24 protein-coding genes are annotated in these 25,587 nt (G+C 64.7%); 12 read left to right on the top strand and 12 right to left on the bottom strand.

All coding sequences use genetic code 11. The features are described 5' to 3' along the window. Nucleotides 1-64 precede the first annotated feature (64 nt). The gene (locus ACP7BL_RS16750) at nucleotides 65-556 is read left to right on the top strand and encodes a hypothetical protein (protein WP_426258843.1); all 492 of its coding nucleotides are present in this window, start codon (nucleotides 65-67) and stop codon (nucleotides 554-556) included. Here the strand turns inward: ACP7BL_RS16750 and ACP7BL_RS16745 are convergent. The 3 genes from ACP7BL_RS16745 to ACP7BL_RS16735 all read right to left on the bottom strand — a co-directional run bounded on the left by ACP7BL_RS16745 (nucleotide 553) and on the right by ACP7BL_RS16735 (nucleotide 3,927). Continuing rightward, the gene (locus tag ACP7BL_RS16745; protein ID WP_033965119.1) at nucleotides 553-2,082 is read right to left on the bottom strand and encodes a tryptophan halogenase family protein; all 1,530 of its coding nucleotides are present in this window, start codon (nucleotides 2,080-2,082) and stop codon (nucleotides 553-555) included. The genes ACP7BL_RS16750 and ACP7BL_RS16745 overlap by 4 nt on opposite strands. 104 nt (nucleotides 2,083-2,186) lie before the next feature. Beyond that, complete coding sequence (locus tag ACP7BL_RS16740; protein WP_126848999.1) at nucleotides 2,187-3,029, bottom strand: alpha/beta fold hydrolase; 843 nt, start codon at nucleotides 3,027-3,029, stop codon at nucleotides 2,187-2,189. Nucleotides 3,030-3,264: 235 nt separating this feature from the next. Beyond that, entirely contained in the window at nucleotides 3,265-3,927 is a 663-nt protein-coding gene (locus tag ACP7BL_RS16735) for a response regulator transcription factor (RefSeq protein ID WP_426258842.1), read from the bottom strand. 261 nt (nucleotides 3,928-4,188) lie between these two features. Between ACP7BL_RS16735 and ACP7BL_RS16730 the strand changes: the two genes are divergently transcribed. After that, on the top strand, nucleotides 4,189-4,848 hold the full coding sequence (locus tag ACP7BL_RS16730; protein ID WP_052192355.1) for a sensor histidine kinase: 660 nt from the start codon (nucleotides 4,189-4,191) through the stop codon (nucleotides 4,846-4,848). 86 nt (nucleotides 4,849-4,934) lie between these two features. On the opposite strand, the gene ACP7BL_RS16725 is transcribed toward ACP7BL_RS16730, so the two are convergent. The 9 genes from ACP7BL_RS16725 to ACP7BL_RS16685 all read right to left on the bottom strand — a co-directional run bounded on the left by ACP7BL_RS16725 (nucleotide 4,935) and on the right by ACP7BL_RS16685 (nucleotide 13,441). Next, a complete protein-coding gene (locus tag ACP7BL_RS16725; protein WP_033965117.1) occupies nucleotides 4,935-5,294 on the bottom strand; it encodes an HdeA/HdeB family chaperone in 360 nt (119 codons plus the stop codon). 213 nt (nucleotides 5,295-5,507) lie between these two features. Further along, nucleotides 5,508-5,882: a response regulator transcription factor gene (locus ACP7BL_RS16720; protein ID WP_126849001.1), complete on the bottom strand. Its 375-nt coding sequence runs from the start codon at nucleotides 5,880-5,882 to the stop codon at nucleotides 5,508-5,510. Between the two features lie 75 nt (nucleotides 5,883-5,957). Beyond that, nucleotides 5,958-6,617, bottom strand: a complete 660-nt coding sequence (locus ACP7BL_RS16715) for a response regulator transcription factor (protein ID WP_033965115.1) — start codon at nucleotides 6,615-6,617, stop codon at nucleotides 5,958-5,960. 147 nt (nucleotides 6,618-6,764) lie between these two features. Beyond that, on the bottom strand, nucleotides 6,765-7,838 hold the full coding sequence (gene rfbG / locus ACP7BL_RS16710; protein WP_260591629.1) for a CDP-glucose 4,6-dehydratase: 1,074 nt from the start codon (nucleotides 7,836-7,838) through the stop codon (nucleotides 6,765-6,767). Continuing rightward, nucleotides 7,835-8,608, bottom strand: coding sequence for a glucose-1-phosphate cytidylyltransferase (gene rfbF, locus ACP7BL_RS16705; protein ID WP_426258841.1), 774 nt, complete (start codon nucleotides 8,606-8,608; stop codon nucleotides 7,835-7,837). Before rfbF ends, rfbG begins: the two co-directional genes overlap by 4 nt. Before the next feature lie 99 nt (nucleotides 8,609-8,707). Then, nucleotides 8,708-11,098, bottom strand: a complete 2,391-nt coding sequence (locus ACP7BL_RS16700; protein WP_426258840.1) for a TonB-dependent receptor domain-containing protein — start codon at nucleotides 11,096-11,098, stop codon at nucleotides 8,708-8,710. Nucleotides 11,099-11,126: 28 nt separating this feature from the next. Beyond that, nucleotides 11,127-12,074, bottom strand: a complete 948-nt coding sequence (locus ACP7BL_RS16695) for a FecR family protein (protein WP_426258839.1) — start codon at nucleotides 12,072-12,074, stop codon at nucleotides 11,127-11,129. Between the two features lie 33 nt (nucleotides 12,075-12,107). Further along, entirely contained in the window at nucleotides 12,108-12,623 is a 516-nt protein-coding gene (locus ACP7BL_RS16690; RefSeq protein WP_426258844.1) for an RNA polymerase sigma factor, read from the bottom strand. Between the two features lie 182 nt (nucleotides 12,624-12,805). Further along, nucleotides 12,806-13,441: a M23 family metallopeptidase gene (locus ACP7BL_RS16685; protein WP_126849006.1), complete on the bottom strand. Its 636-nt coding sequence runs from the start codon at nucleotides 13,439-13,441 to the stop codon at nucleotides 12,806-12,808. Between the two features lie 137 nt (nucleotides 13,442-13,578). On the opposite strand from ACP7BL_RS16685, the gene ACP7BL_RS16680 reads away from it, so the two are divergent. The 10 genes from ACP7BL_RS16680 (at nucleotide 13,579) to ACP7BL_RS16635 (ending at nucleotide 25,437) form a co-directional block, all read left to right on the top strand. Further along, nucleotides 13,579-14,391, top strand: coding sequence for an aldolase/citrate lyase family protein (locus tag ACP7BL_RS16680; protein ID WP_231565115.1), 813 nt, complete (start codon nucleotides 13,579-13,581; stop codon nucleotides 14,389-14,391). Between the two features lie 6 nt (nucleotides 14,392-14,397). After that, nucleotides 14,398-15,228, top strand: coding sequence for an inositol monophosphatase family protein (locus ACP7BL_RS16675; protein ID WP_126849007.1), 831 nt, complete (start codon nucleotides 14,398-14,400; stop codon nucleotides 15,226-15,228). Continuing rightward, complete coding sequence (locus ACP7BL_RS16670; protein ID WP_426258838.1) at nucleotides 15,225-17,105, top strand: SLBB domain-containing protein; 1,881 nt, start codon at nucleotides 15,225-15,227, stop codon at nucleotides 17,103-17,105. The genes ACP7BL_RS16675 and ACP7BL_RS16670 overlap by 4 nt, the downstream gene beginning before the upstream one ends. Nucleotides 17,106-17,113: 8 nt before the next feature. Continuing rightward, nucleotides 17,114-18,220 carry a capsule biosynthesis protein gene (locus tag ACP7BL_RS16665; RefSeq protein WP_126849009.1) on the top strand — a complete coding sequence of 369 codons (1,107 nt, stop codon included), beginning with the start codon at nucleotides 17,114-17,116 and terminating at the stop codon, nucleotides 18,218-18,220. After that, nucleotides 18,217-19,188: a glycosyltransferase family 2 protein gene (locus tag ACP7BL_RS16660; RefSeq protein ID WP_033965108.1), complete on the top strand. Its 972-nt coding sequence runs from the start codon at nucleotides 18,217-18,219 to the stop codon at nucleotides 19,186-19,188. The genes ACP7BL_RS16665 and ACP7BL_RS16660 overlap by 4 nt, the downstream gene beginning before the upstream one ends. Beyond that, nucleotides 19,188-20,480: a hypothetical protein gene (locus ACP7BL_RS16655; protein WP_126849011.1), complete on the top strand. Its 1,293-nt coding sequence runs from the start codon at nucleotides 19,188-19,190 to the stop codon at nucleotides 20,478-20,480. Before ACP7BL_RS16660 ends, ACP7BL_RS16655 begins: the two co-directional genes overlap by 1 nt. Continuing rightward, entirely contained in the window at nucleotides 20,477-21,490 is a 1,014-nt protein-coding gene (locus ACP7BL_RS16650; RefSeq protein ID WP_426258837.1) for an NAD-dependent epimerase/dehydratase family protein, read from the top strand. The genes ACP7BL_RS16655 and ACP7BL_RS16650 overlap by 4 nt, the downstream gene beginning before the upstream one ends. Beyond that, nucleotides 21,487-23,307, top strand: a complete 1,821-nt coding sequence (locus tag ACP7BL_RS16645; protein WP_231565110.1) for a thiamine pyrophosphate-binding protein — start codon at nucleotides 21,487-21,489, stop codon at nucleotides 23,305-23,307. The genes ACP7BL_RS16650 and ACP7BL_RS16645 overlap by 4 nt, the downstream gene beginning before the upstream one ends. Next, entirely contained in the window at nucleotides 23,304-23,717 is a 414-nt protein-coding gene (locus tag ACP7BL_RS16640) for a GtrA family protein (RefSeq protein ID WP_249340927.1), read from the top strand. The genes ACP7BL_RS16645 and ACP7BL_RS16640 overlap by 4 nt, the downstream gene beginning before the upstream one ends. Before the next feature lie 124 nt (nucleotides 23,718-23,841). After that, nucleotides 23,842-25,437 carry an ArnT family glycosyltransferase gene (locus tag ACP7BL_RS16635; protein WP_426258836.1) on the top strand — a complete coding sequence of 532 codons (1,596 nt, stop codon included), beginning with the start codon at nucleotides 23,842-23,844 and terminating at the stop codon, nucleotides 25,435-25,437. Nucleotides 25,438-25,587: the final 150 nt, after the last annotated feature.

Here is a 25,587-nt window from a genome sequence, read left to right as displayed (position 1 = left end):
GGCGAAACCGCATCGCGGCGCGAATGCCCGATGAACGGCCGGCTCGACCATAAACTCAGACCACGTGCTTCGTGCCCCACGCTTAGGGTGTCATTTCGCCCTCAACCGGAACCGACCCCGTTATGCCGCGAGCTATTGGCTGGGCGAAGCGACGCTCGGCATAAAGGCGTTCACCGCAACGATCGGCTATGAGGTGCTGGGCGCGGACAAGGGTATCGCGCTGACCAGCGTACAAACGCCGCTCGCCTCCTTCTTCAAGTTCAACGGTTGGGCCAGCAAGTTCGCGACCACGCCGCCAAACGGCCTGCGCGACGGTTATGGGACGATCGGCTATGGCTGGAAAAACATCGGCCCGCTCGACGCCATCACTCTGGGCGCGACCTGGCACCGTTTTGCCAGCGACCGGCTCGATCAGCATTATGGCGACGAGCTCGACCTGATCGCTTCGGCCCGGCGCAAACACTACACGCTGTCGGCACGCTTTGCGCGCTATCGCGCAAGGAGCTTCGCGACCGATACCGACAAAGCGTGGCTGCAGATCGACTGGAACCTTTAGCGAAGCATCAGACCGGCATTGATATCGTGCAGCAGCGCGCGGTTGGTCGGCAAATCGGCAACCGCGCGCTCGCCAAAGCTGCGGATGCGCGCGAACATCTTTTCCGCAACCGCCCCGTCCGGAAAATCCCCCCGGCCCGCCGCAAGATCGGTCGGGAAGTCCATGCCGTACAGGATGTACTGATAGTTGAAATAGGCGAAGCTTTCGACATCGATCAGGAAATCGAAGCGGTTGGGCGGGCGGTGCCGCCATTGGTCCAGCAGATCGCGCAGCGCCTCGGGGATCGAGTCCGGGGCGATATTGTCGCGCCAGAACGGCTCCTCGCGTCGGCTGAGACAATAATGCAGCTTCAAAAAGGTGATAATCCGGTCATAGCGCGCCGCCATCAGCGCATTGAAACGCCGCGCGGGCGCATCGATCGGCCCGGTATGGGGAAACAGTTCGGCGATCATCGCCACCGCCGCTTCGACCAGCACCACGCCGGTCGATTCGAGCGGCTCCAGAAAGCCGCCCGACAGGCCCACCGCGACGCAATTCCCGATCCATTGCTGCGTGCGATAGCCCGATTCAAACGGGATGGTGCGCGCAGTAAAGCGATCGTGACCGATATAGCGCTGCAACATCTCCGCGGCGCGATCGTCGGTCATATGCGCCGAGGAATAGACGCACCCGATGCCGCGCGCACCCTCCAGCGCGATATCCCATGTCCACCCCGCCGGATGCGCTGTCGCGATCGTGAAACTCTCGATCGGCGCATCGGCACGATCGTAACCGATCTTGCAGGCGAGCGCGCGATCGGTGAACAATTGGTCCCGCACCGACTTGAACGGCGCGCCCAGCGCCTTGCCGATCAACTCGGCGCGGAAGCCCGAACAGTCGATATAAAGATCGGCTTCCAACGCGCCATGCTCGCGCGTCGCGACATGGGCGATGCTGCCATCCTCGGCCAGCGCGACGTCGGTCAGCAACCCTTTGAGGTGCCGCACCCCAAGTTCGACCGCGCGGTGTTCGATGATCTCAACGAATTTGCCCGCATCGAAATGATAGGCATAGTTGAGCGGCCCGGAAAACGCGCCTTCATCGGCCCGCTTGGGCGCACGGCCGCTTTCGGCGACGCGATTCTGGATCGTCATGGCTTCGGCAAAGGGCGCGCGCTTCGCCGCGTCCTGCAACAGCCAATAGGGAACCAGGCTGGTGCGCTCGGTATGGAACGGCGCTTCGAACGGATGCAGGTAACGATGTCGCCGCCCGTCGGCGGTCGGCGCGTGCAGCCAGTCGTCGAAACGGATACCCTGTTTGAAGGTGCCCGATGTCTCGCGCAAAAAGTGCGCTTCATCGATGCCAAGGAACTGCAGCGTCGCGCGGATTGTGGGAAACGCGCCTTCGCCGACCCCGATGATCCCGATGTCGGGCGATTCCAGCAGCGTGATCTCGATCCGCCCATCGAAGAAGCGAGCGAGATAGGCGGCGGCAAGGCATCCGGCCGTGCCGCCCCCCACTACCAGGATCTTTCGCTTGGCAGGCATTCCTTTCCGCTAGCGCATCGCGGCCCCAGCGGGAACACCAAACCGGCAATTGGAGACAATACCCAGTCGATCATTCCCGATGGCGCGTGCGATGGCCGGGAAGGTCAGCCCTTTACGAAGGCAAGCAGATCCGGATTGATCACATCGGCATGCGTGGTCAACATGCCGTGCGGATAGCCGGGATAAATTTTGAGCGTCCCGTGCTGCACCAGCTTGGCCTGCAGCAAAGAGGCATCCTTATAGGGCACGACCTGATCGTCATCGCCCTGCAGGATGAGCGTGGGCACCGACATCGCCTTGAGATCGTCGGTCTGGTCGGTTTCCGAAAACGCCTTGATGCCTTCATATTGGGCCAGTGCGCCGCCCATCATGCCTTGCCGCCACCAATTGTCGATCACTGCCTGCGAGACCTTCGCGCCCGGACGGTTGAAGCCGTAGAACGGGCCCGACGCGACATCGAGATAGAATTGCGCACGTCCCGCCGCGAGTGCCGCGCGGTAACCGTCGAACACCGAAATCGGCGTGCCGCCCGGATTGCCCGGCGTCTTGAGCATCAGCGGGGGCACCGAGCTGACCAGCACCGCCTTGGCGACGCGCCCCTGCGGCTCACCATAGCGCGCCACATAGCGTGCCACTTCGCCGCCACCCGTCGAATGGCCGATGTGCACCGCATTGCGCAAATCGAGATGCTCGACCACTGCCGATGCGTCTGCGGCGTAATGATCCATGTCATTGCCGGTCGACACCTGGGTGGAACGGCCGTGGCCACGCCGATCATGCGCGACGACACGATAGCCGTTGAGCAGGAAGAACAGCATCTGCGTGTCCCAATCGTCCGCCGACAACGGCCAGCCATGATGGAAGACGATCGGCTGGGCATCGCGCGGGCCCCAGTCTTTGAAGAAAATCTCGGTACCGTCTTTGGTCTTCACAAAACCACTGCTCATGATCGTATCTCCGTGAGGCTGGGGGAAATGAGATTGCGCGAAGCCTGCCGAGGGCAGCAGCGTCGCCGCTGCAACCCCGCCTAACCCCATCACGACGGTGCGGCGGGATGGTTCGACAGTTGGGAATGGCATGCGTCGCGCCTCCGGGCGGAAGCTGGATTGCTTCTCGAGAAACGGGCTAGCCCCGACCGCCGGGCGGGCAAATTATACGATAGTTGCGGTCCCCGGCGGGCCGTCAGGCGTAAGCGGCGAACCTGGCGGCGGTGACTTCGCGGGCACCCAGCCCTTCTGCCATCCGGACAAGGTCGGCGAGCGACTGCGCCCGCATCTTGCGCATCATATTGCCGCGATGGATCTTGACCGTGATTTCGCTGACCGACAGGCGACCGGCAACCTGCTTATTGAGCAGACCCGCCGTGACGAGGCTCATCACCTCGCGTTCCCGCGGCGTCAGCGTATCGTACAGGCGACGAACGTCCTCCGCCTCGCAACGCGCCGCGCGGCGCGCGCGATCGATCACGACGGCCTCATCGATCGCCGCAAGAATGTCGTCATCGTTGCAGGGCTTTGTCAGAAAGTTGACGGCCCCCGCTTTCATCCCGCGAACCGTCATCTGGATGTCGCCGTGCCCGGTCATCAAAATCACCGGCACATGCAATTGACGCTCCAGCAGCTCCTGCTGAAAATCGAGACCGTTCAAGCCGTTCAGACGGATGTCCAGCAGCAGGCATGCCGCCTCCTCCGCTCGCCCGCACCCGAGATATTGGTCCGGCGACTCAAAGGCACACACGCTAAAGCCAACCGAGCGTAGCAAGCTGTCGATAGCGGCGCGCACAGCACTGTCGTCATCGATAACGCAGATCAGGCCGGACGGCGTTTTGGCCAAGTCGCTCACCATGCGTCTCCCCTTCGTCTCAACGATCGCCCGACCGAGCCATCGCCCCGCCGACCGGAGCCAGACCCTATTCCACCGACGGATATGCGCTAGCCATCTCTGCAGGTGCCGACCCCAGACTTCCGTATGATGGACCGGGCCCTGGCGCACGTCCTGTCGGTCCTTACAAAAGCGTCTGGATGCGGCCTAAACGTCCGTATGATGGCGCATGCTCGGCAAACGGAGGATCAGGTCTCATCACCGTTTGAAGAGAGCACTCCGCCAATGACCCCTGTGCCGACTCTCACGCTGAACACCCCCTCGGCGTTCACCGTGCTTCCGCCTGCCGCCAAGCGGACCGTTGCGGACGAATCCCATCACCGGATCGCCAACAATCTGCAACTGCTCGCGGCAATGGTGTCGATCGAGGCACGCCGCGTGGCGGATCCCCTGGCGCTCGCGGCGCTCACCATGACTCAGCGCCGCATTGCGGCCATCGCGGGGGTGCACCGACACCTCTATCAGGCCGGCGATCCGCTCGCAGTCGATCTGGCCGCGTATTTGCAGTCACTGGGCGAGGATCTTCAGCAGTGCTGCGCCGATCCGGCGGCGGGGCGCAATATCGTCGTCAGTGTCGAACCGGTTACGGTCTCGTCCGACGACGCGACCGCGCTGGGCATTCTGGTGTCCGAGCTGGTCGGCAACGCCTGCAAATATGCCTATCAGCCGGGGCAGCCGGGCGACGTATGGATTACGTTATCCGCGATGCCTTTCGGGGGATATCGCCTCGATGTGTCCGATCGGGGGCGCGGCATCGTCGCGGGGGCCGCACCTCAAGGGACCGGCTTTGGTGCGCGGCTGATTGAGATGATGGCAACCCGGCTTAACGCCTCTTACGCGTGGCATGACGCCGCGCCCGGCACACTCTTTTCGCTGTTCGTCTAGCTCTTGCGCCAACGGCACCGAGCCCAGAAAGCGCGATCCCGCGCACACGAAAGGGGCGGACCAGCAACGCTGATCCGCCCTTGGCCTTACCGCTGATACAATACAGTGCTGACCGTATCGCGCAGCGCACCGTGACGGCGCGACTTGCACGTGCTGACCACGACCGGCACGATTTTTTCAACCCCCGTAACGTCGATGACCTTGACCTTGGGATCACGCCCCTTGTTCAGACCGATGGCGTAGGAAACCGCTTGCGGCTTGAACTTGTCAGCCAGACTGAGAAAGTCCTCGCATGAGACTTCTTCGCCACCCTTGCGCGTGTTGACGAATTGATTGGTGGTGACGACGCCATTTTTGACAGAAACGGGCTTGGCGCTCTGCGCGGAGACTGGACCAGCAAGAGCAACCGCAAGGAGGCTGGTGAAAAGAAGTGTTGGCTTGAGCATGGGCGGACCTTTCTGATCGTGTTCGCAAGCGAACGCACGAGGTGAACATCGAAAGACCGCGATCCGGACAACAAGTACTGCATCGGCTATCCGGTCGCGATCATCGCCTATTTAGGTCGGCCCGACTGCCCGTTTGATCATACCTAGATATGGGTTTCGGCTTTAGCTCTACGTCGGTCTGCAATTCGTCGGAACTGCAGCCGCGTGCGCCGCTCAATCAAGCGGACCAAGCACATCGGCGAGATAGCCGGCAAGGACTTCGGCTGCACCCGGCTTTTCCAAAAGACACGCGATACCACCCCTTGCCGCGCGATCCTTGATTTGCTCGGTGGGATAGGCGGTCATCAGGATGAAAGGAACAGTGCTGCCATTCGCGTGAAGTGTCTCATGCAGTTCCACACCCGACATACCCGGCATATGCAGGTCCGAAACGATGCAGCCCAGCTCCGCAGGTGGCGAATCCAGAAACGCGAGCGCCGAAGGAAACTCCGCCACCTCCAGCCCGAGCGACCGCACCAAGCTGACGGTTGCCAAACGCACGAGCTCGTCGTCTTCAACTATGGCAACCGTCCGCGCTCTGTCCTGCATCAACTTTCCCGGTCGGAGCGATGCCGACGCACGAACTTTAGAAGCGGTTGTTCAAAGCGGAAACCATACGAAGGTCTAGGCAGAAGAGGTACGCCCCTCGGCAAGCGCGGCTGCGCGAACCAGATCCGCGATCGTGCGAACCCCCATCTTCTTCATCATCGAGCCGCGGTGCATCTTGACCGTGATTTCGCTGAGGCCCAGCTGGCCGGCAATCTGCTTGTTCATCAACCCGGCAACCACGAGTCCCATTACCTCCGTTTCGCGGTGGGTTAGCGTGGCGTAACGCTGGCCTGCCGCATGAAGCGCATTTTCGGCGGCCAGCCGTTTACGATCCCGCTCCAGCGCAGCTTCGACCGCGTCGAGAATGTCCTGATCGCGAAATGGCTTGGCGAGGAAGTCCACCGCCCCAGCCTTCATCGCGCGAACGCTCATCGCGATGTCGCCATAGCCGGTGATAAAGATGATCGGCGCGTGATCGCCGCGCTCCGCCAGCTTCGCCTGAATTTCCATGCCGTTCATGCGCGGCAGGCGAATATCCACGACGAGGCAGGTGGGACCGGCGGGACGTGGATGTTCGAAGAGCGCCTGGGCGGAGTCGAAAAGCAGGGTTTGCAGCCCGATCGAACGAAACAGGGAGTCCATCGCCGCGCGCACCATCGAATCATCGTCGACGACGATGACCGTTGGGGCGGTTGCCTCATGGGCTCCTGCGCTCGCTCCGGGGTATTGTGACACTCGAACCCTCTCCCGAAGTCGCTTGGCGCGACACGCTCGCCGTCAAGCCGGCCAGACGCGCATCGACGACGCGGTTGCCCGCATGTCCCAAACGAAACCGCCGCGCAAGAATTGCCCGGCGGGGGCGCAAGCGCAACACCTTCCCCGTCAAGCCAGCTCCCGGACCGCAGAGACCTCTACATAGCGGGCAATCTGTGCGCGTGTCACGGCCTGCGCATCTTGCCCCGCCGCCACCGCCCGGTGCCAGGCGACGACCCATTCCAGTGCCTGATGGAGCGTCAGCGACGGTCTCCAGCCGAGCGCGGCGCGGACTTTCGAACAGTCCAGCCGCAACAATCCCGCCTCATGCGGGAGTGGACGCCGATCGACCACAGGCTGGTCTGCCGCCTCGCCCCAAGCCGCACGCATCCGCTCGACGATCCACGACACCGGGCGGGCGTCGTCATCGGCGGGCCCGAAGTTCCAGCCGTCGGCAAAGCCCATGTCGCCCTCCAGTAAGCGTTCGCCGATCGCCAGATAGCCCCCCAGCGCTTCCAGCACATGCTGCCACGGGCGCACCGCGTCGGGAGAGCGGATCAGCGGCGGGGTCCCGGTTGCAAACGCCCGGACCAGATCGGGTACCAGCCGGTCCGCCGCCCAGTCCCCGCCGCCGATAACATTGCCAGCCCGCACCGATGCTAGCGCCGGGCCATGCCCGGTGAAGAAGGACCGACGATAGGCCGCAATGACCAACTCTGCCGCCCCCTTGCTGCTGCTATAGGGGTCGTGACCGCCCATCGCGTCGGTCTCGCGATACGGCCAGATCCATTCACGGTTCTCGTAGCATTTGTCGCTGGTCACGCACACGATCGCGCCAACCCCGGATACCAGCCGGGCGGCTTCGAGCACATGCACCGTACCCATCACGTTCGTCGCATAGGTTCCGACCGGGTCATCATAGGAATGCCGGACCAGCGGCTGCGCGGCGAGATGGAAAATGATCTCCGGACGGGCTGCCTCAACCACCGCCCGCACCACGGCAGGGTCCCGCACATCGCCCTCGACGTGCGTCACACGCGACGCCACGCGCGCCGCCGCGAACAAGCTCGGATCGGTGGGAGGAGCCAAGGCCAGCCCCGTCACGTTGGCCCCGAGCGCCTCCAGCCAGAGGCTGAGCCAACTCCCCTTGAAGCCGGTATGGCCCGTGACGAGAACGCGGCGGCCCTTCCAGATGTCGTTCACCAGCGCTTCCACGGTGCGTTGCCCGCTTTCCACAGATCGTCGAGGTAGAGCTTGTCGCGCAAGGTATCCATCGGCTGCCAAAAGCCCTCATGACGATAGCCCATCAGCTCGCCACCGCGGGCCAGGCGCTCGAGCGGCTCGGCTTCCCACACCGTATCGGGTCCATCGATCAAATCGAGCACCGACGGATCGGCGACAAAGAAGCCGCCGTTGATCTGCCCCCCATCGCCAGCCGGTTTTTCCCGAAAATCGGTCACGCGCCCATTATCGAACTCGAGCGCACCAAAGCGTCCCGGTGGCGAGACTGCGGTGATCGTGGCGCGCAGGCCGTGCGCCTTGTGAAAGCGCACCAGCGCCGCAACGTCGATATCGGCAACACCGTCTCCATAAGTGAAACAGAACGGTTCGTCGGGATCGAGATACGGCCGGATTGCCGCCAACCGTCCGCCCGTCATCGTCGATGCCCCTGTCTCAACCAGGGTCACCCGCCACGGCTCGCTGCGCGCAAAATGGATTTCCATCCCGTTTCCGTTGCGCAAATCGATGGTAACGTCGGAGGTGTGGAGAAAGTAGTTAGCGAAATATTCCTTGATCAAATATCCCTTGTAACCAAGACAAATCACGAAATCATTCAGCCCTGCAGCAGAATAGATCTTCATGATGTGCCACAGGATCGGCATACCGCCGATCTCCACCATTGGCTTGGGCCGCACGGCAGTTTCCTCGCCGAGCCGACTGCCCAGCCCCCCGGCCAAAATCACGGTTCGCATCTCAACTCCGCTACTGGGTCTTTGGCTTGAAGACGGAGGCACCGGGACGAGCCCGTAATCGGTCCATGGCGAGAACCCGCCTCGCCACCGCAGTGGCGCTCAGAAAGCCAGATCGAATCCCAGGCGGACGCTGCGCGGCTGCAGTGGGGTGATTTCGTCGTGGTCGCGCAGCAGGAACGGCGATCCGTAAGCGAAGCGGTTGCCGCGCATATCGAGCAGATTGGTGACCGCCAGGCTGATCCCGAAACGCGGCGGACCGATGCGAAGCTCGGTCCCGGTGTCCCAATACGCGCCCTGGATCTTTCCCAACACCGTGCCGACGCCGAGCGTCGAATGGCCGATATAGCGAGCGAATCCCGTCGCTTGGACGGGGGTGCCAGCGACGCGGCGCTCGTAGGTGGCACCGACGCGACCGCTCGCATCGGCCACGTTGGGCAAACGGCTCGAATCGAGATTGGCACCTTCGAGACTGATCAGGAACGGCGAGGAACGGATGACCCGACTGCTATTGAGATAGAGCGAAGCCTCCAGTTCCAGTCCGTCGACTGGTCGCCATTTCGAGGCCATCCCGATCGACAGGATCCGTCCGTCGCCGATGTTCGACGTGGTCGGAAACCCAAAGCCGTCGATCAAATCCGCCTGAATATTGGTCCACCGTGTCCAGGCGATTCCGATGTTGGCGTCCAACCGGTGGGCGCGCCAACGCAATCCTCCTTCCAGCGTACCGAGGCGGTCGGCGTTAAAATGCTGGATGAAGTCCTGCCGCACCGCGATCCCGCCTGGGCGGAAGCCTTGTTGATACCGCGTGAACAGCGTCCAGGCATCGCCAATGCGATAGGCCAGCGCCGCCGACGGCAGAAAGCGCGATTCGCTGCGCGATGCCTCAGCCTCCGGCTCCACCCGCAGCGCCACCGGCTGCACGACGTCCAGCGATTTGCCCGAGAGCCGCGAGGTGGTGGCGCGCCCGCCGAGCGTGACCGTCAGTCGGGGCAGCAGTTTGACGGAACCCTCGCCATAGACCGTCGCTTCCTGAACCATGTTCCGGACGCCCGTCAGCGGCACGCCGGAGGCGGCCGGGCCGGTGTCGACATACATCCGGCGATTGACGGTCGCGGTGTTCCCGAGCAGGCTTAGCCCGACAACCCACCCGGTGCCGTCGCGACCGCGTTGTCCCAGCCGACCCTCAGCTGACACCATCTCGATCTGATTGGTCTGCCCGAAAGCGGCAATAGCGCTGTTTATCGACGGAGCGAGCGCCGGTCGCGCGGGATCGGACAGTTCCTGCCCTTCGAAGATCTCGGCAACCTTCTGCCGAGTATAGCCAAGTGACGCGGTGAAATCGAGCGTGCCCCATTGCTTGCGCGCAACCAGTTCGGCCAGGCCGTAGGTGTTGTCATAAGGTTGCGCGATCGAACTGGCGCGCGTCAGGCCGTTGCCCCCGCGATCGGCATATTGCGCATCGTCTCCATGAATGCTCTGGCCGACCCCGTCGATATCGACGGTCCATCCATCGCCGGGCTCGATCCGAACGCCAAGCCGCCCCCCAAGCGTCCGCACGCGATTGACGTCCTTCAACCCGCGTTTCACGTCATCGATATATCCGGCATCGGTGGAGGCAAAGAACAGCGCGCGCAGCGCCGCGCGGTCGGGTGCCACGGGCAGGTTCAAGATGGCACCGCCGTCACCTCCCAAGCCGCCATGCTGCACCGCCTGCACGCCGCCCCACGCCTGCCCGCCGAACGCGGTGAGATCGGGCGCGCGCGGCACGACGCGCACGACGCCGCCGAGCGATCCGGCACCGTACAGCGTGCCCTGCGGCCCCTCCAGCACCTCGACCCGCTCGACGTCGTACAGCCGCAAACTCGGGTCGGGCGCGCTGTAGGTGATGCGGCTATTGCCCCAATATTGGCCAACCGTCGCCTGGGTCGGCCCGACGAAGCTCGAATCCGCGATACCGCGGATGAACAGTTTGTTGCGCCCAGGGCCGAGGTGCGTCGATGCGACGCTGGCGACACGCATTTCCAGCAGATCGTTGCCGCGCGCCGCCGCCGCCGCGCTCAGGCTGCGGCCATCGAGGATCTGCACGCCGCCGGGATAGGCGCTGAGCGGGATGTCGCGCTTCGACCCCGTCACCACGATATCCTGGGGTTCGGGCTCCGGCTCCGCAGCAGGGCGGGTTGCCGGCGGGTGCGCCGCTGCGGGCATGGCCCGTGGCGCGCGAGGAACTGCGGCGGGAGCCGCCTCGACCAGATAGGTCGCCGATGCGACCCGCCGGGCCTGCAAGCCGGTTTTTTTGAGCATGCGAGCGAGCGCTTGTTCTGCCGTCAACCGCCCCTGTACCCGGCGCACGCCGATCGTTCCGAGGCGAGGCTCCCGAAAACCGATGCTGGCACCGGTCTGCAGGCTCAGCGCGCGCACCGCCTGCGCCAGGGGTGCAGAGCGGACATCGACCGCTGCGGCGCGCTCCTGCGCCAAGGCCGGTGTCGCCATGCCGATCGCCGCAAGCGGCCAGACCCTGTTACCGATCCGCATCGGCCGCGGCCATCGCCCATCCGTCCTTCCCGCGCGTAAAGCGAACACCCAGCAGCGGTCCGGCGCGGTCGAGCGTGCGCTCGGGAGAATCTGCCAGCATCAAGGTTCCGCTGAATCGCATGCGCCCGGCAATGTCGGGGATACGAATCGGCTCGCCGATATTGCGGCTCAGATCACGCGCAACCCGATCGAGCGACACATCGTCATACTGCAAATGGCCAGTCCGCCAGCCCCCAATGCCGTCGGGGCTGACCTTGCCGAGTCGAGGTTTTGCGGTAGCCGTTGGGCGCGTCAGGTTCGCGCCGGCATCAAGGCGGATGTTGTCCTTGCCGGGCGCGTACACCACCGCCCCTTGCGCCACCGCAACCTCAAGCGCGTCGTGATCATGGACGACGTCGAACACCGTGCCCGCATCGACCAGCCGCGTCCCCCCCGCCGTCACCACAAACGGATCGCGCGCATTATGGCGGATGGTGAACAGCGCTTCGCCCGCAACCAGCGTCACCGCGCGCGGTTTGCTTGCGTCAAAGGTGAGACGTGTACTGGCGTTCAGGATCACGGTTGAGCCATCGGCGAGCGCGAAGGTGCGGTGCTGGCCCGGCCCGGTCGCAATCTCCTGCTTGTGGTCGGCAGGGAAGAGCGTGACCCAGGCACCAACGACCGCCAACGCGGCGGCAGCGGCGGTGCCGCCGACCAGCGCCCAGCGCCGATGCGTGCGCGGACGCCCTCCAAGAGCAACCGGCGGTGGCGCACTGCGCAGCACCTCCTCCGCCCAATGGTCGTCGTCGACCGCAGCATCATAGGCCGCAAGATGCGCGGGATCCTGTTCGAGCCATTCGGCGAGGCCGTCCCAATCCGCAAAGGACGCGTCGTGAACCCGGATCACCCAGCGGCGCGCGGTTTCCTCGACCGTTGCAGATTCAGGCGCGTTCATGACCATATCCCCCTAATGACGGAGTGGTAGCGCTCATTCCGCATCCAACTTTACCTTTAGCGCCGCCAAGGCCCGATACGCCTTTTGCAAATCCTTCTCGACCGAGCTCAAACTCACCCCCAATGTCTTTGCAATCGATGCCTGGCTTTCCCCTTCCAGGCGATAGCTCCGAAACACCCGATCGACCCGCGGCCCCAAGGCGGCGAGGACGGCGTCGGCTTCGCGCAACCGCTGCCGCGCGATCAGCACGCGTTCGCCGCCAGGCACATCCTGCGGGGTATCGCCGGTGCTGTGCCAATCCTGCTGTCGCCGCACGCGGCTGACATTCGAGCGGTGCCGGTCGCGCATCAGGTTCTCGGCCGCGCGAAAGAGATAGGAGATCGGATCGACGACAGGCTGGCTGGTCGACAGCGCGACGCGTTGCCACAAATCCTGCAGCACATCCTCGGCTTCGTCGCCCGCGCCGCGCACCGCCAGAAAGCGCAACAGACGCGCACGCTCGTTGACGATCAGGAGTTGCAGCCCGCTATTGTGCCGTTCTGCATCCATTTCGAGAGCCAAGTTCCATCGCCATGCTGCGCATACGTCCGCCGCCGCGATGGGTTGGCGGCACCGGCACCGTACGACGTCGAGTGGCATCGGCTCTAGAGTGCATGGCCATGCGTTGCCAAGTCCCTGCATGGAACGGGCGGCAATGGGCACGTCCGGTGCTGCATCGGCCAGCGATGAACTTACCGCACCGCCGCCGCCCGATCGCGCGCCCGCGCAAAGGCGGAGATATGCGACGGCGCAGCGGCGGGGGAGGCCGTTCCTTCGCTCTGCGCAACCGCCCCGAACATGCCAAGCGGATCGACGGCCTGCCCGTTCAATCGCACCTCGAAGTGCAGATGACTGCCGGTCGATCGCCCGCTCGATCCCATCAGCGCGATCACTTCCCCGCGTTCGACTCTCTCCCCGTCGTGGACAAGCAGGCGCGACAAATGTCCATAACGGCTTTCGAGATTGCCGGCATGGACGATCTCCACCAGATTGCCATAGCCGCCCGCGACACCGGCAAACCGCACGGTGCCTGCATCGGCAGCGCGCACCGCCGACCCCAAGGCACCCGGTATGTCGATCCCCTTATGCAGCGCGTGTCCCGCGTGAAACGGGTCTTCGCGAACGCCGAAACGCGACGACAGGCGGGGCAAACCGAGGGTCGCCAATGGAGCATTCAGGATCGGCGGGGCCTGTGCTGCCGACCAATCCATCATGCGGTCACGAAAGGCCGCGTCATTGCCGGCGGGAAGGCCGCCACCGGCTTCCGCTGTCGGCATCGGCGCGACGATCAGCAACAGGCACGGGCAAAGCGTCAAGGCGAGCGGCATAGCGCGAAGACGGAGCGCCCGTGCAGAACCCGTAATTGCTGGCCGATCCGCGACCGGGCGAAAAACGCTTTACGGGTTCCCCCGCGAGGCTCCGTCTCTGTCCCGACAACCACCTGCGGATCGAGAGGGAAGCCACCTTGAACATCACCGAACGCGGCATGCTCGACATGCTGAAAAGGGGCCGGGACGAATTTGGCGTGGTCGCGGTCAAGGCCGAATTCGAAGCCGAAGGCACGCGTCCCGACGAGTTTCTTCGCCTGCTGCACCTCACCCGCGCCGCGGGCTTGAAAGTCGCGCTCAAAATCGGCGGCTGCGAGGCGATCTCCGATTTGCTGGCATCGCGCCTGTACGGCGTCGACCACATCATCGCGCCGATGATCGAGACCCCCTATGCGCTCACCAAATATATCGAGGCCAAGCGCAAGACCTATGGCCTTGAGCCCGCGAGCGCCAAGTTCCTGTTCAATCTCGAGACCGATACGACGCTTCGCAACCTGGAGGCGATGCTGCCGCTGGCGGGTGCCGATCTGGATGGCGTGGTGTTCGGCCGGGTGGATTTCACCTTGTCGCGAGGCCTGCCGCGCGGCGCGATCAACGATCGTCAGATCACCGATGCGGTGCTGTCGGTCGCGCGCGCCTGCGCTGCAGCGGATCTGGAACTGGTCGTCGGCGGGTCGGTAGCAGTCGAGGCCGGGCCTGCGCTGCGCGAAATCCGCAAGGTTCGGCTCGACCGGTTCGAAACGCGCAAGGTCGTGTTCGATGGTGCCACCGCCGAGCATCCGCGCTTCGAAGCCGCGATTGCCAATGCCGTGGCGTTCGAGCTCGCCTGGCTGGAGAACAAGCGCGACTATTATGCGACGATTGCGGACGAAGACCTCGCCCGCTTGCGGATGATGCGGGAGCGTAGCGCCCGCGCGTCGTTCGATCAAAAGACCAGCGTGGCGGCCTGATCTGCAATGGCGCTTCGCGAACAGGTTTCCGCGCTGCTCCGCGAGGTGGCACAAGCGGTGGTGATGCCATGCTTCCGCGCGCTGGCACCGCACGACATTGAGGAAAAGCGCCCGGGCGAAATCGTTACGCGTGCTGATCGCGAGGCGGAGCTTCGCCTGCGCGATGGCCTGGAAGCGCTGGGTCTGGGTGCGCGAATTGTTGGCGAGGAAGCGGTCGAGGATGCACCCGAACTGCTCGACAATATCGGTACCGGGCTTGTCTGGCTGATCGATCCCCTCGACGGCACCGCCAATTTCGCGCGGGGCGAGGCACCGTTCGGCCTCATGATCGCGCTGGTCGAAAACGGCGTACCGCTGGCTGGCTGGATGCTCGATCCGTTGCGCGACCGGCTTTGCCATGCCGAGCGCGGCAGGGGCGCGACGTGCGACGGTGCCCGCGTGCGCACCACCCCGTCCGGACGCGCGCGTCCGATCGCGGCGCTCGGCACGCAGTTCCTGGCACCGGTGCAGCGCGCACGCGTGCAGGCAAGCGCCAGTCGGCGCTTTGACCTGACACCGATCCCGCGGTGTGCGGCCGAAAGCTATCCGCGCGTCGCGTTCGGACAGAATGATATCACGCTGTTCCAGCGCATCCTCCCCTGGGACCACGCCGCAGGTGCGGTGTTTCTGACCGAAGCCGGCGGCGAAATCCGGCATTGGGATCACCGCCCCTATCGCGTCGGATCGAACAGTGCGGGCGTTCTCGCCGCTGCCACCCCGGCTTTGTGGGACAGCGCATCGGCGCTCTTGCTGGGCGTCGGGAGCGCCTTGGCCGACGCGGAAGGCATTGCCGCATGACGACCGCCCGCCCGCTGTTCGCCTCTTCTACCGCAATCGCCCTGGCGCTGATTCTGGCACCCGGTTCGGGCATGGCGCAGTTGCTGTCGCCAGTGGCGGCGCAATCGCAGGATGCCACCGCACAACCGCGAAGCGCTGCGGCGGCCCAGACCGCGATCCCCCCGCAAACCAACACGGCGGGATTTCAGCCAGCGGTTATCGATAGTCCGCCGCCCGAGGCGAACGAGCCGTCCGGGGCGACCAAGCCCGAGACGGGCCCACGCGCCCATGCCGCGCCGCCCAGTCCATTCGAGAGTTACGTGTCCGAAGCAGCGGGCATGCCGGTCCGGCGCTTCGGCGCAGAATTGCTGACCCCCGGTGCCCGCGATTTTTCGGCCCCACCGACGGTTGCAGTGCCAGACGATTACCGGCTCAATCCCGGCGATCAGATCCAGATCAGCTTGAGCGGATCGGTTCAGGCATCCAATTTGCGGCTCACCGTCGACACCGAAGGCCGCATCTTCGTACCCCGGGTGGGCGGGATCACGGTGGCAGGTGTGCGCTACGCCGAGTTGCACGACGTCATCGCCCGCCAGATCGCACGCCAGTATCGCGGCTTCGATTTGCAAACGACCGTGGTGCGGCTGCGCGGCATCACCGTGTATGTTACCGGCTTCGCCAACCAGCCAGGTTCCTATTCGGTCAGCAGTCTCGCGACCCTGGTCAACGCCGTGCTGGCAGCGGGCGGACCCGCCGCCAGTGGCAGCCTGCGCTCGATTCAGTTGCGGCGCGCGGGCAAGCTCATCTCTGATTTCGACTTGTACGACTTGCTGCTGAAAGGCGATAAAAGCGGCGACGCGCCCCTCCAGAATGGCGACGTCATCTATATTGCCCCCGCAGGCCCGCAAGTGGCGGTGGTCGGCGCGATCAACCGCCAGGCGATCTTCGAAGTCGGCGCGGGCGAAAGCTTGCAGGACGCGATCCTCTATGCCGGTGGCGTCAGCACCGTTGCCGACAACAGCCGCTTGCTCGTGCTCGATTCGCTGGGGCAGCGCGATGCCGGCTGGCAGCAATTGACCCCCGCCGAGGCGCGCGCGCGCCCTGCACAGCGCGGCGACATCGTCCGCGTGCTTACCAACCTAGGGCTCGCCCGCCCGCTCGAACGGCAATCGGTGCTCGTCACCGTAACCGGCGAAGTGGCGAAGCCCGGGCGCTATTATCTGCAACCCGGTGCGCATTTGGGCGCGGCGCTCGCCGAAGCGGGTGGCCTCACCGCGGGGGCATTCCCTTATGCGAGCGTGATCACCCGCGACAGCGTCCGTCAGCAACAACGCGCGAGTTTTGACCGCGCGGTCAAGGATATGGAGCTCCAGCTTTCGACCCAGCCGTTGGTCTCGGTCGACCACGCCCGCTCGGCCCAGGTGGGCAATGTCGCGCTCATCCAGTCGATCGTCGAGCAATTGCGCAAGCGCGAGCCGAATGGTCGCCTGGTCTTCGACCTGCCGGTAACGGCGACCACCCTGCCCGCCGATCTTATTCTGGAGAATAACGACAGCATCTACATCCCGCCGCAGCCGGTGACGGTCGGTGTGTTCGGCGCTGTGCCGAGCCCGGCGTCCTTCGCCTATCGCCGCGGCATGACGATCGGCGACTTCGTTCACTCGGCAGGCGGTGTGCAGAAGCTTGGCGACAAGACCGGGGTGTTCGTGGTCCGCGCCAATGGCACCGTGCTTTCCAACCGCAAGCGGATCTTCCGCGAGGCAGCGTTGCCCGGCGACCTGATTTACGTGCCGATCGATTCCAATCGCGGCGAATTCTGGGCGCGGATGCGCGACATCACCAGCAGCCTGTTCGGCGGACTGACCGGGGCGGCCACCATCGCCGCGCTGCTGAATTGAGCCGCGCGATGACGATCGGGAGCGGCCTCGTGTCGCTGCGGCACGATGCCCGCAATCGGCGGATCGCGTATGCCGTGCTCGCTGTGTTGCTCGCCATTCTCTGTGTTTTTCCGCAGCCTTACGTAGCCCGCGCCAAGATCGTGCCGCAGGATGGCAGCTCGATCGGGCTCAGTTCGTCGATGGGCGCAGCGGGCAGCCAGCTCCAAGGCTTTGCGGCATTGCTCGGCAGCGCGAAGACCCCAATCGACCTGTATCTGGCGATCGGTCGCGGCGGCGAAGTCAGCGACTCGGTGATCGCCCGCCTCGGGCTGGTTGGTCCAGGCGGCTACGCCAACCACGCCAAGGCCGAAAGGGCGCTCGACCGCGACATGGACGTGCATTCGCTCACCGGCGGCATCCTCGAAATCACCGCGCGCACGCATGACCCGCAATTGGCCGAGCGGCTGACGCGCGCCTATGTCCAGGCCATTGGCGAGCGCATCAACGCGCTCGGTCGTGATCGGGTGCGGCGCAAGCGCGCGGTGGTCGAGCGGCGGTTCAAGGAAGCCGTCGTCCGCGCGGCCAAGGCCGAAGCGGCGCTCAGCGATTTCCGCCGCCGCAACAAGCTGGCCGAGCCCGAAGCGCAATTGGGTGCGGAACTCACGCTGCGCGCCGGGCTCCAGGCCCAACTCCAGGCGAAACAGGTCGAACTGGAAACGCTGCAACGCTTCCAGGGTGCTGAAAACCCGCAACTCCAGTCGGTGCAGTCGGAAGTTTCCGCGTTACGCGCGCAGATTGCCGGCACCACCGCCCCCGCCGCCGGAGCCGCCGGTCCCAACGTTGCCGGTCTTTCCGCCATGTCGGGCGAATATCTCGATCTCTACCGCGACTATCGCTTCGCGCAGGCATTGTATGAAGTCTACGCGCGTTCCTCCGAAGAGGTCGCGGTCGATGCACTCGCCGCCGAGACCGCATCGGACGTCCAGATGATCGAAGCGCCGCGGCTCGACCCCGATCGCAAGTACAACATCCCGGCGGTGGCGGTGCTGCTGCTCGTGTTGCTTTGCGCCGCATTCACCGAAATTTATGCACCCGCCACCGGTCTGCGTCTTGCCCCCCGGAATGCAGACCGATGAGCGGCCGAGGCACCCCCGAACTGTCGATCGTGATTCCCTGCTTCAACGAAGCAGAGAATGTCGTTGCGATTTGCAGGGCGGTGGGTGCCGAGGCCGCCCGCCATGCGCACTCATACGAGATCATCCTGATCGACAATGGTTCGACCGACGGCACGCGCGATATCATCCGCGACCTGTGCGCTGCGGAACCGCGGGTTCGCGCCATCTTCAACACCCGCAACTATGGGCAAATGCGCTCGCCAACCTACGGCATTTACCAGGCGAGCGGCGCGGCGGTGATCGGCATGTGCGCGGATTTTCAGGATCCGCCCGAAATGATCGGAGAATTTCTGCGGCTGTGGCGCGCAGGGGCGCAGATCGTGCTCGGCCAACGCCGCTCGGAGGAAGGCGCGGGCCTGCTCGGGCCGGTCCGGCAGCTTGGTTATGCGGTACTGGGTCGGATCAGCGACTATCCGCTGATCCCCGGCGTTACGGGTTTCGGCCTGTTCGACCGGGTGGTGGTCGATACGCTCGCCACCTGGAACGAGCCGGAACCCTTTTTCCGGGGGATGGTGGTCGAAAGCGGCTACCGTCTGGCGCTGGTGCCCGTCGATCGCCCGGCACGCGCTGCGGGTACGTCGAAGAACGATGTCGCCGCGCTCGCCTCCTTTGCCCTGTCCGGGCTGGCCGGATCCGCGAAGACACTGTTGCGCGCTCCCATCCTCATTGCGCTCGGCACCGGTGCACTTGCCATCCTGCTCACGCTCGGCTCGATTACTGCGGCCTTCGTCGGCGGCCCCGTCTGGTCAGTCCTGGCAGCCGCGCTGGCGCTGGCGATGTTCGCCGTGCTGATGCTGTTCGTCGGCCTGATCGGCGAGCAAGTCCGCGTCATCGCCGAACGGACGCGCGGCGCTCCGCTGGTGCTGGAAAGCGAACGGATCAACTTCCCGGCAACCCGCGCAACCGCTCCGACCGTCCACGCGAGTTGATGCGTCGCCACCTTGCCTTGATCCCGGAAGCGCTGCTCGCGCTCACCGTGCTGGCGAGCGTCGCCTGCACGGCATGGCAGTTCGGCGTCCTCGGTTACCTGCCGCAACCCTTCGTGTTCGATACCAACGACACCTTCATGGATTGGTTCAACACCGCCTATTGGGCGAACAACCCCGGTACTTATGATGTGTGGCGCAGCATCTATCCGCCGCTATCCTTCGTGTTTCTCGACGCGTTCAGCCTGCCCGGCTGCTATCTCAATTCGCCTTTCTACGCGCGCGATTGTGATTGGCTGGGGCGCGGGGTCATCGTCGGTTTCTATTTGCTCGACGTGGCGCTTGCCTGGCTCAGCTTCCGCAGCGCCGATCCGCGTACCGCACCGATGCGGACCATCGCCATCGGCCTTGGGTTACCGCTGCTGTTCACGCTGGAACGCGGCAATCTGATCCTGGTGGCCTTTGCCTGCTTCATGCTGGCGCATGGCCCACTCAGGATCGGCGCGCGCTGGCGCTATGCGGCGACCGCGGCGACCATCAACTTCAAACCCTATCTGCTGCTGCCGGTCGCCGCGCTGGCGGTAAAGCGCAAATGGCGCGCGCTGGAGCTGGCAGGTATCGCCACGGTGCTGCTGTATCTTGCCACGCTTGCCGTTGTCGGCAGCGGCACGCCTGGGGAATTGGCCGCCAACACCGCGAATTGGCTCGTGTTCCAGAGCGGGCAAGTGTGGAACGAAGTCCATTATTCGACGAGCTACGCCCCGCTGCTGCTGATCCGCGCGTCGCAGATGCCGATCCTCACGTACATACCTTCGCGCACCATCGAGACGATCGAGACGATCGTGCCGATCGCGATCCGCACCAGCCAGTTGGTGGCCCTGCTTGCGCTCGCCGGTGTATGGCTTCAGCCGCGCGCCGTGTCCGCACACCGCATCGCCACGCTATTGCTCGGGGCGTATCTCATCGCCCAGTCTCCGGGCGGTTATACCCAGACTTTCCTGCTGTTCCTCGTCTTCCTCGAGCCCTGGCGGCGCGGCGGTCCGATCGTCGCGCTGATCTGCGCCTATCTGCTGTGCATCGTTGCCGACCGTACCCTCACCACCATTCTCGAGGTGCCGGGGACAAGCTGGCTGAGCGGACAATCCGTTACGGCAAGCTTCGGCATTGCGCTCGGTCATTTCGTCCGGCCCGGACTGATCATCCTGATCGTCTGGGCACTCGCGATCGACAGCATCGCGCTGGTCGTTCGCGCCCACCTGACGCAGCGACCCAGCCTGGGCCTGCAGCCGGCATGATCCTCGAAGCCGATCTCGCTGCGGTCGATACCGCGCTCGCACCGCTCTGGCCGCGGCTGGAAGGCGCGCATCTGTTCATCACCGGCGGCACCGGCTTTATCGGCCGCTGGATGCTGGAGGCCCTCGCGCGCGCGCCGGTCGACGTAAACGTGACCTTGCTCAGCCGCAATCCCGCCGAATTTGCTGCGCGCGCGCCGCACCTCGCCGCGCGCTTCCACTGCATACGCGGCGACGTGCTCGATTTCGCGCCACCCACAGGTGCCTTCACGCACATCATCCACGCCGCCACCGACGCCAGCGCCGCGCTGAACGCTCAGGACCCGAGACGAATGTTCGACACGATCGTCCAGGGCACGCGCAACGCGCTCGATCTTGCGGTCGCTTGCGGCGCGCAGCGCGTGCTCTTCCTCAGTTCGGGGGCGGTCTATGGTGCCCAACCCGGGGATGTCGCGCATCTTCGCGAAAACTGGCAAGGCGCGCCCGATCCGCTCGATCCGCGATCGGCCTATGGCGAGGGCAAGCGCGCGGCCGAAATGCTGTGCGCGATCTATGGCAAGCAATTCGGGCTCGACGTGGTCGGTGCGCGCATCTTCGCGTTGCTGGGCCCGCTCCTCTCGCTCGACATCCATTTCGCCGCCGGCAACTTCATCCGCGATGCAATGGCAGGGCGCACGATCCGCGTCGAAGGCTCGGGCGAGGCGGTGCGCTCCTACCTCTATGCCGCGGACCTGACGGTATGGCTGTGGACACTGCTGCTGGCGGGCAAGCCCGGCATGGTCTGCAATGTCGGGTCCGAAGAAGCGGTCTCGATCGCAGCGTTGGCGCAGCGCACCGCGGCGATCCTCGGTTCGCCGGGGGTCGAAATCCTCGGCCGCCCGGACCCCGGTTGGAACCCGGGCCGCTACGTCCCCTCGACGGAGCGGATACGCGAACAACTCGGCGTCAGAGCGACGATCGGCCTCGACGAGGCGATCCGGCGCACCGCGCTTTGGAACGGATGGAAACCATGACTACGATGAAACTCTCCACCTGGGTGGCCGAGCGCCTCGCCATGCAGGGCCTGCGCCACGTCTTCATGCTGACCGGCGGCGGCGCGATGCACCTCAACCATGCGCTCGGCACGCATCCAGCGCTCGAGACGGTCTTCACCCATCACGAACAGGCGCTCGCAATGGCGGCGGAGGCCTATTACCGCCTCACCAACCGGCTGGCCGTGGTCAACGTCACCTCGGGCCCGGGTGGTACCAACGCGATCACCGGCGTTTACGGCGCGTGGGTCGATTCGATCGGCATGCTCGTCCTGTCGGGGCAAGTGAAGAACGAGACGACCGTGCGCTCGACGGGCCTGCCGCTCCGGCAGTTCGGCGACCAGGAACTCGATATCGAGGAACTCGTCCGCCCGATCACCAAATATGCCGTGATGGTCACCGATCCGGGCACGATCCGCTACCATCTCGAAAAGGCGCTCTACCTTGCCACCAGCGGGCGGCCCGGCCCGGTCTGGCTCGACATTCCGCTCGACGTACAAGCGGCACCGATCGACCCGGACACGCTGCCGGGCTTCGATCCGGCCGAGCTGGACGAGCCGTGGAAGCACGCCGATCTCGCCGCCACCGCCACTACGATCCTGGAAAAACTCCAGGCGGCCGAGCGACCGGTGGTCTTCGCGGGCGGTGGCGTGCGGTTGAGCGGTGCCTATGCTGCATTCCTCGCGCTGATCGAAAGGCTCGGCGTCCCCGTCGTGACCGGCTGGAACGCGCACGATGTGCTGTGGAATGCCCACCCGCTTTATGCCGGGCGGCCCGGCACCGTGGGCGATCGCGGCGGCAACATGGTAACGCAAAGCGCCGATCTGCTGCTGGTGCTGGGCAGTCGCCTCAACATCCGTCAGGTGAGCTATAATTGGAAAACCTTCGCGCGGGGGGCGTACAAGATCTGGGTCGACATCGATCCGGTCGAACTGCGCAAGCCGACCGTCGTGCCCGACATGCCGGTGGTGGCCGATCTGGCCGACCTCATCCCCGCCCTGCTCGCTGCGCCTTATGAGGGGCCAAGCGTACAGCAGCGCGAGTGGCTGGCCTGGTCGCGCGAACGCGTGCGCCGCTTCCCGGCGGTGCTGCCGGAATATCACGCGCATGGCCCCGCCAACCACCCCTATGTGGCAATGGAAAAGCTGTTCGGGGCCCTGGGCCAGGACGATATCGTCGTCACGGGTAACGGCAGTGCGTGCGTGGTCAGCTTCCAGGCCGCCGAGATCAAACGTGGCCAGCGCATCTGGACCAATTCGGGGTGCGCGACGATGGGGTACGATCTCCCCGCCGCGATCGGTGTGTGCACCGCGACGGGTGGCGAACAGCGCGTCATCTGCATCGCGGGCGACGGCAGCATCATGATGAACCTGCAGGAAATGCAGACGATCGCGGGCAACCGCCTGCCGGTAAAGGTCTTCCTGCTCAACAATAACGGCTACGTCTCGGTTTTTCAGACGCAGCGTAACTTCTTCAATGGCGAGGAGGTCGGCGGCGGACCCAAGAGTAACGTGACCTTTCCCGATTTCAGCAAGATCGCGGCAGCCTTTGATTTCGCGTATTTTCGCGCCACGGGCCATGCCGATCTGGACGCGGCGATCACCGGGGCTCTCGCTACCGACGGTCCTGTACTGTGCGAAATCATGATCGACGAGCATGTTCCCTTCGCCCCCAAGCTTGGTGCGAAGCAACACGCCGACGGTCGCATCACCTCGCCCGCATTGGAGGATCTGTCGCCCTTCCTGCCGCGCGACGTTCTGCGCGAAAATATGCGGATCGAGCTGCTGGAGGATCTGTGATCCGCGCCCGCGCCAAACACGCTCAGCGCCCCCTGCGCTTCGTCGCCGCCGGTGCCGCGAACACCGCCTTTGGTCTGGCCCTATACCCTGTGCTGTTGTGGAGCACCCCCGTGCTGCAACGGCATTATCTCCTCGCATTGGGCATCGCCCAAGCGGTCAGCCTCTGTTTCGCCTTCGCAACCTACAAGCTCGGCGTGTTCCGCACCCGTGGCAACATCGCCCGCGAGTTCGGCGCTTTTTCAAGCTTCTATCTGTTCAACTACGCCGCCAATTGGGCGGCGCTGCCGGTGCTCGTCGAGTTTGCCGCGATCCCGCCGGTCATCGCCCAGTTGGGCTTCACGGCGGTGCTGATCGTCGGCAGCTACTTCTGGCATAGCCGGGTAAGCTTCGCCGGGAGCAAGCAGGCATGATCGGCGACTTCAATGTGATCAGGCTGGCCGATGCCCCCTCCTGGCGAAACCCAGCGCCTCGATCGATGCGGTTGGAGGCCCTGTCATAACCGCCCGATCGCTGCGCGTCGCCCGGGGTGCGGCAGTGGCCGCGGTGCTACTGCTGGCCGCAGGCCTGCGCCTCGCTTCCGTCGGTTTCGGCCTGCCCGCGCTCAACGATCCCGATGAGCCGCTGTTCGTGATGACCGCCCTCGAAATGCTGCGCGATCACACTCTCAATCCCGGCTGGTTCGGCCATCCGGGCACGACGACGCTCTATGGCCTGGCGCTGACCAGCTATCTCGCCGCTGCGACCGGCATCGTCGCCGGACGCTTCGCCGATGCACACGCCTTTGTCAGCGCGGTCTATGCCGATCCCGGCATCATTTTCCTGCCGGGGCGCTTGCTGATCGTCGCGTCGGGCGTGGTTTGCGTCTGGCTGACCTACCGCATCGGCACACGCATCGCCGATCGCCGCATCGGTCTGCTCGCCGCTTTTTTTCTCGCGATCAACGCGGTGCACATCCAATATTCCCAGGTCATCCGCACCGATGTCGAGGCGAGCGTCTTCATGCTGTTGGCAACGCTCCGCGCGCTCGCCATCGCGCGCGACGGACGGTGTCGTGACTACGTCCTTGCGGGACTGTGCGTCGGGCTTGCCTGCGCGACCAAATGGCCCGCGGCAGTGGTGGTGTTCAGTCCCGCGTGCGCCGGTCTGTCGCGCATCGCCTTTGATCGCCGCGCGCTTGCCCATCTTGCGCTGCTCGGGTGTGTATCGACCGTCACGCTCTTTTGCGTATCGCCCTATTTGTTGATCGATTATCCGACCGTGCTGTTCGATCTTGGCGGTGAAGCACGATCCGCGCATCCTGGCTCGACCGGGGCTGGCTTCCTTTCCAATCTCGGCTGGTATGCCGCGCATCCGCTACTGCGATCGTTCGGCAGTGCCGGGCTAATCCTAGCCGCAGTCGGCCTCGTCGCCATGGCCCGCGACCAGGCGCAGGTCCGCGCCGCCGCGCTGCCCGGATTCCTCATGTTTCTGGTGGTGATTTGCGCCCAGGCCCTGGTGTGGGAACGCTGGGTGGTGCCACTGCTACCCTTTGCGGCGCTTGGCATTGCCTATGCGATCGGCGCAATCGCCGATCTCGGCGAACGTCGCTTTGGGCCCGATGCACGCCATTTTGCGTGGATAGGCGCGGCCTTGGTCGCGCTTCCCATGCTGGCGACGACCTACGCCAGCACGCGCGAACGGCTCAACGACACGCGCCAGATCGCGGCGAGATGGGTGCGTGACCATGTGCCGCCAGGTTCCAGCATCCTGGTCGAACACGCCGCCTTCGACTTGTTTCGAGGGCCCTGGCAGCTCCGCTTCCCCGTAGGGGCGGCCGGCTGCATCGACGCACGTCAAGCGCTTGGCGGCCACATCCGCTACTCGCGCGTAGAACGGCTTCGTCGCGGCAATCCCGTCGTCGACATCGGGTATGTCGACGCTCGGAAGCTGACGACCTGCCATGCCGATTTTGCGGTGTTCAGCCACTATACCCGCTATGCGGCGGACCGCAGGTTTGCGCCGCAATTGGCGCGCTATCGTGGCTTGATGCGGGGCGGGTGGATTCGCGCCATCATCCGGCCTCTGCCCGGATACTCGGGCGGCCCCGAGATCCTCATAGTCGAAACCGGCCCGGGCGTGTCGCGTCCATAGCGAAGCCGCGGTGGAAGATATCCGGGTAGCGAGCTGGGCGCCTCCATTTACCCAATGAAGAGATCGGATTGAGGATCAGAGAAGGCGCTTTGGGTGATCGTGGTGTTTGGCGCTGGGTTCGTCGGGGTTTTCAGGGTTTCCCGTAGAGCG

Source organism: Sphingomonas sp. DC1600-2, assembly GCF_049897605.1.
Classification (GTDB): Bacteria; Pseudomonadota; Alphaproteobacteria; order Sphingomonadales; family Sphingomonadaceae; genus Sphingomonas.
Note: the sequence above shows the minus strand (reverse complement) of the source record. Positions and strands in the feature narration are given on the sequence as shown.

Bases quoted from the DNA above. Each gene is read 5' to 3' on its own strand.
- ACP7BL_RS16745 (WP_033965119.1), bottom strand. From the start codon at position 2,082: ATGCCTGCCAAGCGAAAGATCCTGGTAGTGGGGGGCGGCACGGCCGGA.
- ACP7BL_RS16740 (WP_126848999.1), bottom strand. From the start codon at position 3,029: ATGAGCAGTGGTTTTGTGAAGACCAAAGACGGTACCGAGATTTTCTTC.
- ACP7BL_RS16735 (WP_426258842.1), bottom strand. From the start codon at position 3,927: ATGGTGAGCGACTTGGCCAAAACGCCGTCCGGCCTGATCTGCGTTATC.
- ACP7BL_RS16730 (WP_052192355.1), top strand. From the start codon at position 4,189: ATGACCCCTGTGCCGACTCTCACGCTGAACACCCCCTCGGCGTTCACC.
- ACP7BL_RS16725 (WP_033965117.1), bottom strand. From the start codon at position 5,294: ATGCTCAAGCCAACACTTCTTTTCACCAGCCTCCTTGCGGTTGCTCTT.
- ACP7BL_RS16720 (WP_126849001.1), bottom strand. From the start codon at position 5,882: ATGCAGGACAGAGCGCGGACGGTTGCCATAGTTGAAGACGACGAGCTC.
- rfbF (WP_426258841.1), bottom strand. From the start codon at position 8,608: ATGCGAACCGTGATTTTGGCCGGGGGGCTGGGCAGTCGGCTCGGCGAG.
- ACP7BL_RS16700 (WP_426258840.1), bottom strand. From the start codon at position 11,098: ATGGCGACACCGGCCTTGGCGCAGGAGCGCGCCGCAGCGGTCGATGTC.
- ACP7BL_RS16695 (WP_426258839.1), bottom strand. From the start codon at position 12,074: ATGAACGCGCCTGAATCTGCAACGGTCGAGGAAACCGCGCGCCGCTGG.
- ACP7BL_RS16690 (WP_426258844.1), bottom strand. From the start codon at position 12,623: ATGGATGCAGAACGGCACAATAGCGGGCTGCAACTCCTGATCGTCAAC.
- ACP7BL_RS16685 (WP_126849006.1), bottom strand. From the start codon at position 13,441: ATGCCGCTCGCCTTGACGCTTTGCCCGTGCCTGTTGCTGATCGTCGCG.
- ACP7BL_RS16675 (WP_126849007.1), top strand. From the start codon at position 14,398: ATGGCGCTTCGCGAACAGGTTTCCGCGCTGCTCCGCGAGGTGGCACAA.
- ACP7BL_RS16670 (WP_426258838.1), top strand. From the start codon at position 15,225: ATGACGACCGCCCGCCCGCTGTTCGCCTCTTCTACCGCAATCGCCCTG.
- ACP7BL_RS16665 (WP_126849009.1), top strand. From the start codon at position 17,114: ATGACGATCGGGAGCGGCCTCGTGTCGCTGCGGCACGATGCCCGCAAT.
- ACP7BL_RS16660 (WP_033965108.1), top strand. From the start codon at position 18,217: ATGAGCGGCCGAGGCACCCCCGAACTGTCGATCGTGATTCCCTGCTTC.
- ACP7BL_RS16655 (WP_126849011.1), top strand. From the start codon at position 19,188: ATGCGTCGCCACCTTGCCTTGATCCCGGAAGCGCTGCTCGCGCTCACC.
- ACP7BL_RS16650 (WP_426258837.1), top strand. From the start codon at position 20,477: ATGATCCTCGAAGCCGATCTCGCTGCGGTCGATACCGCGCTCGCACCG.
- ACP7BL_RS16645 (WP_231565110.1), top strand. From the start codon at position 21,487: ATGACTACGATGAAACTCTCCACCTGGGTGGCCGAGCGCCTCGCCATG.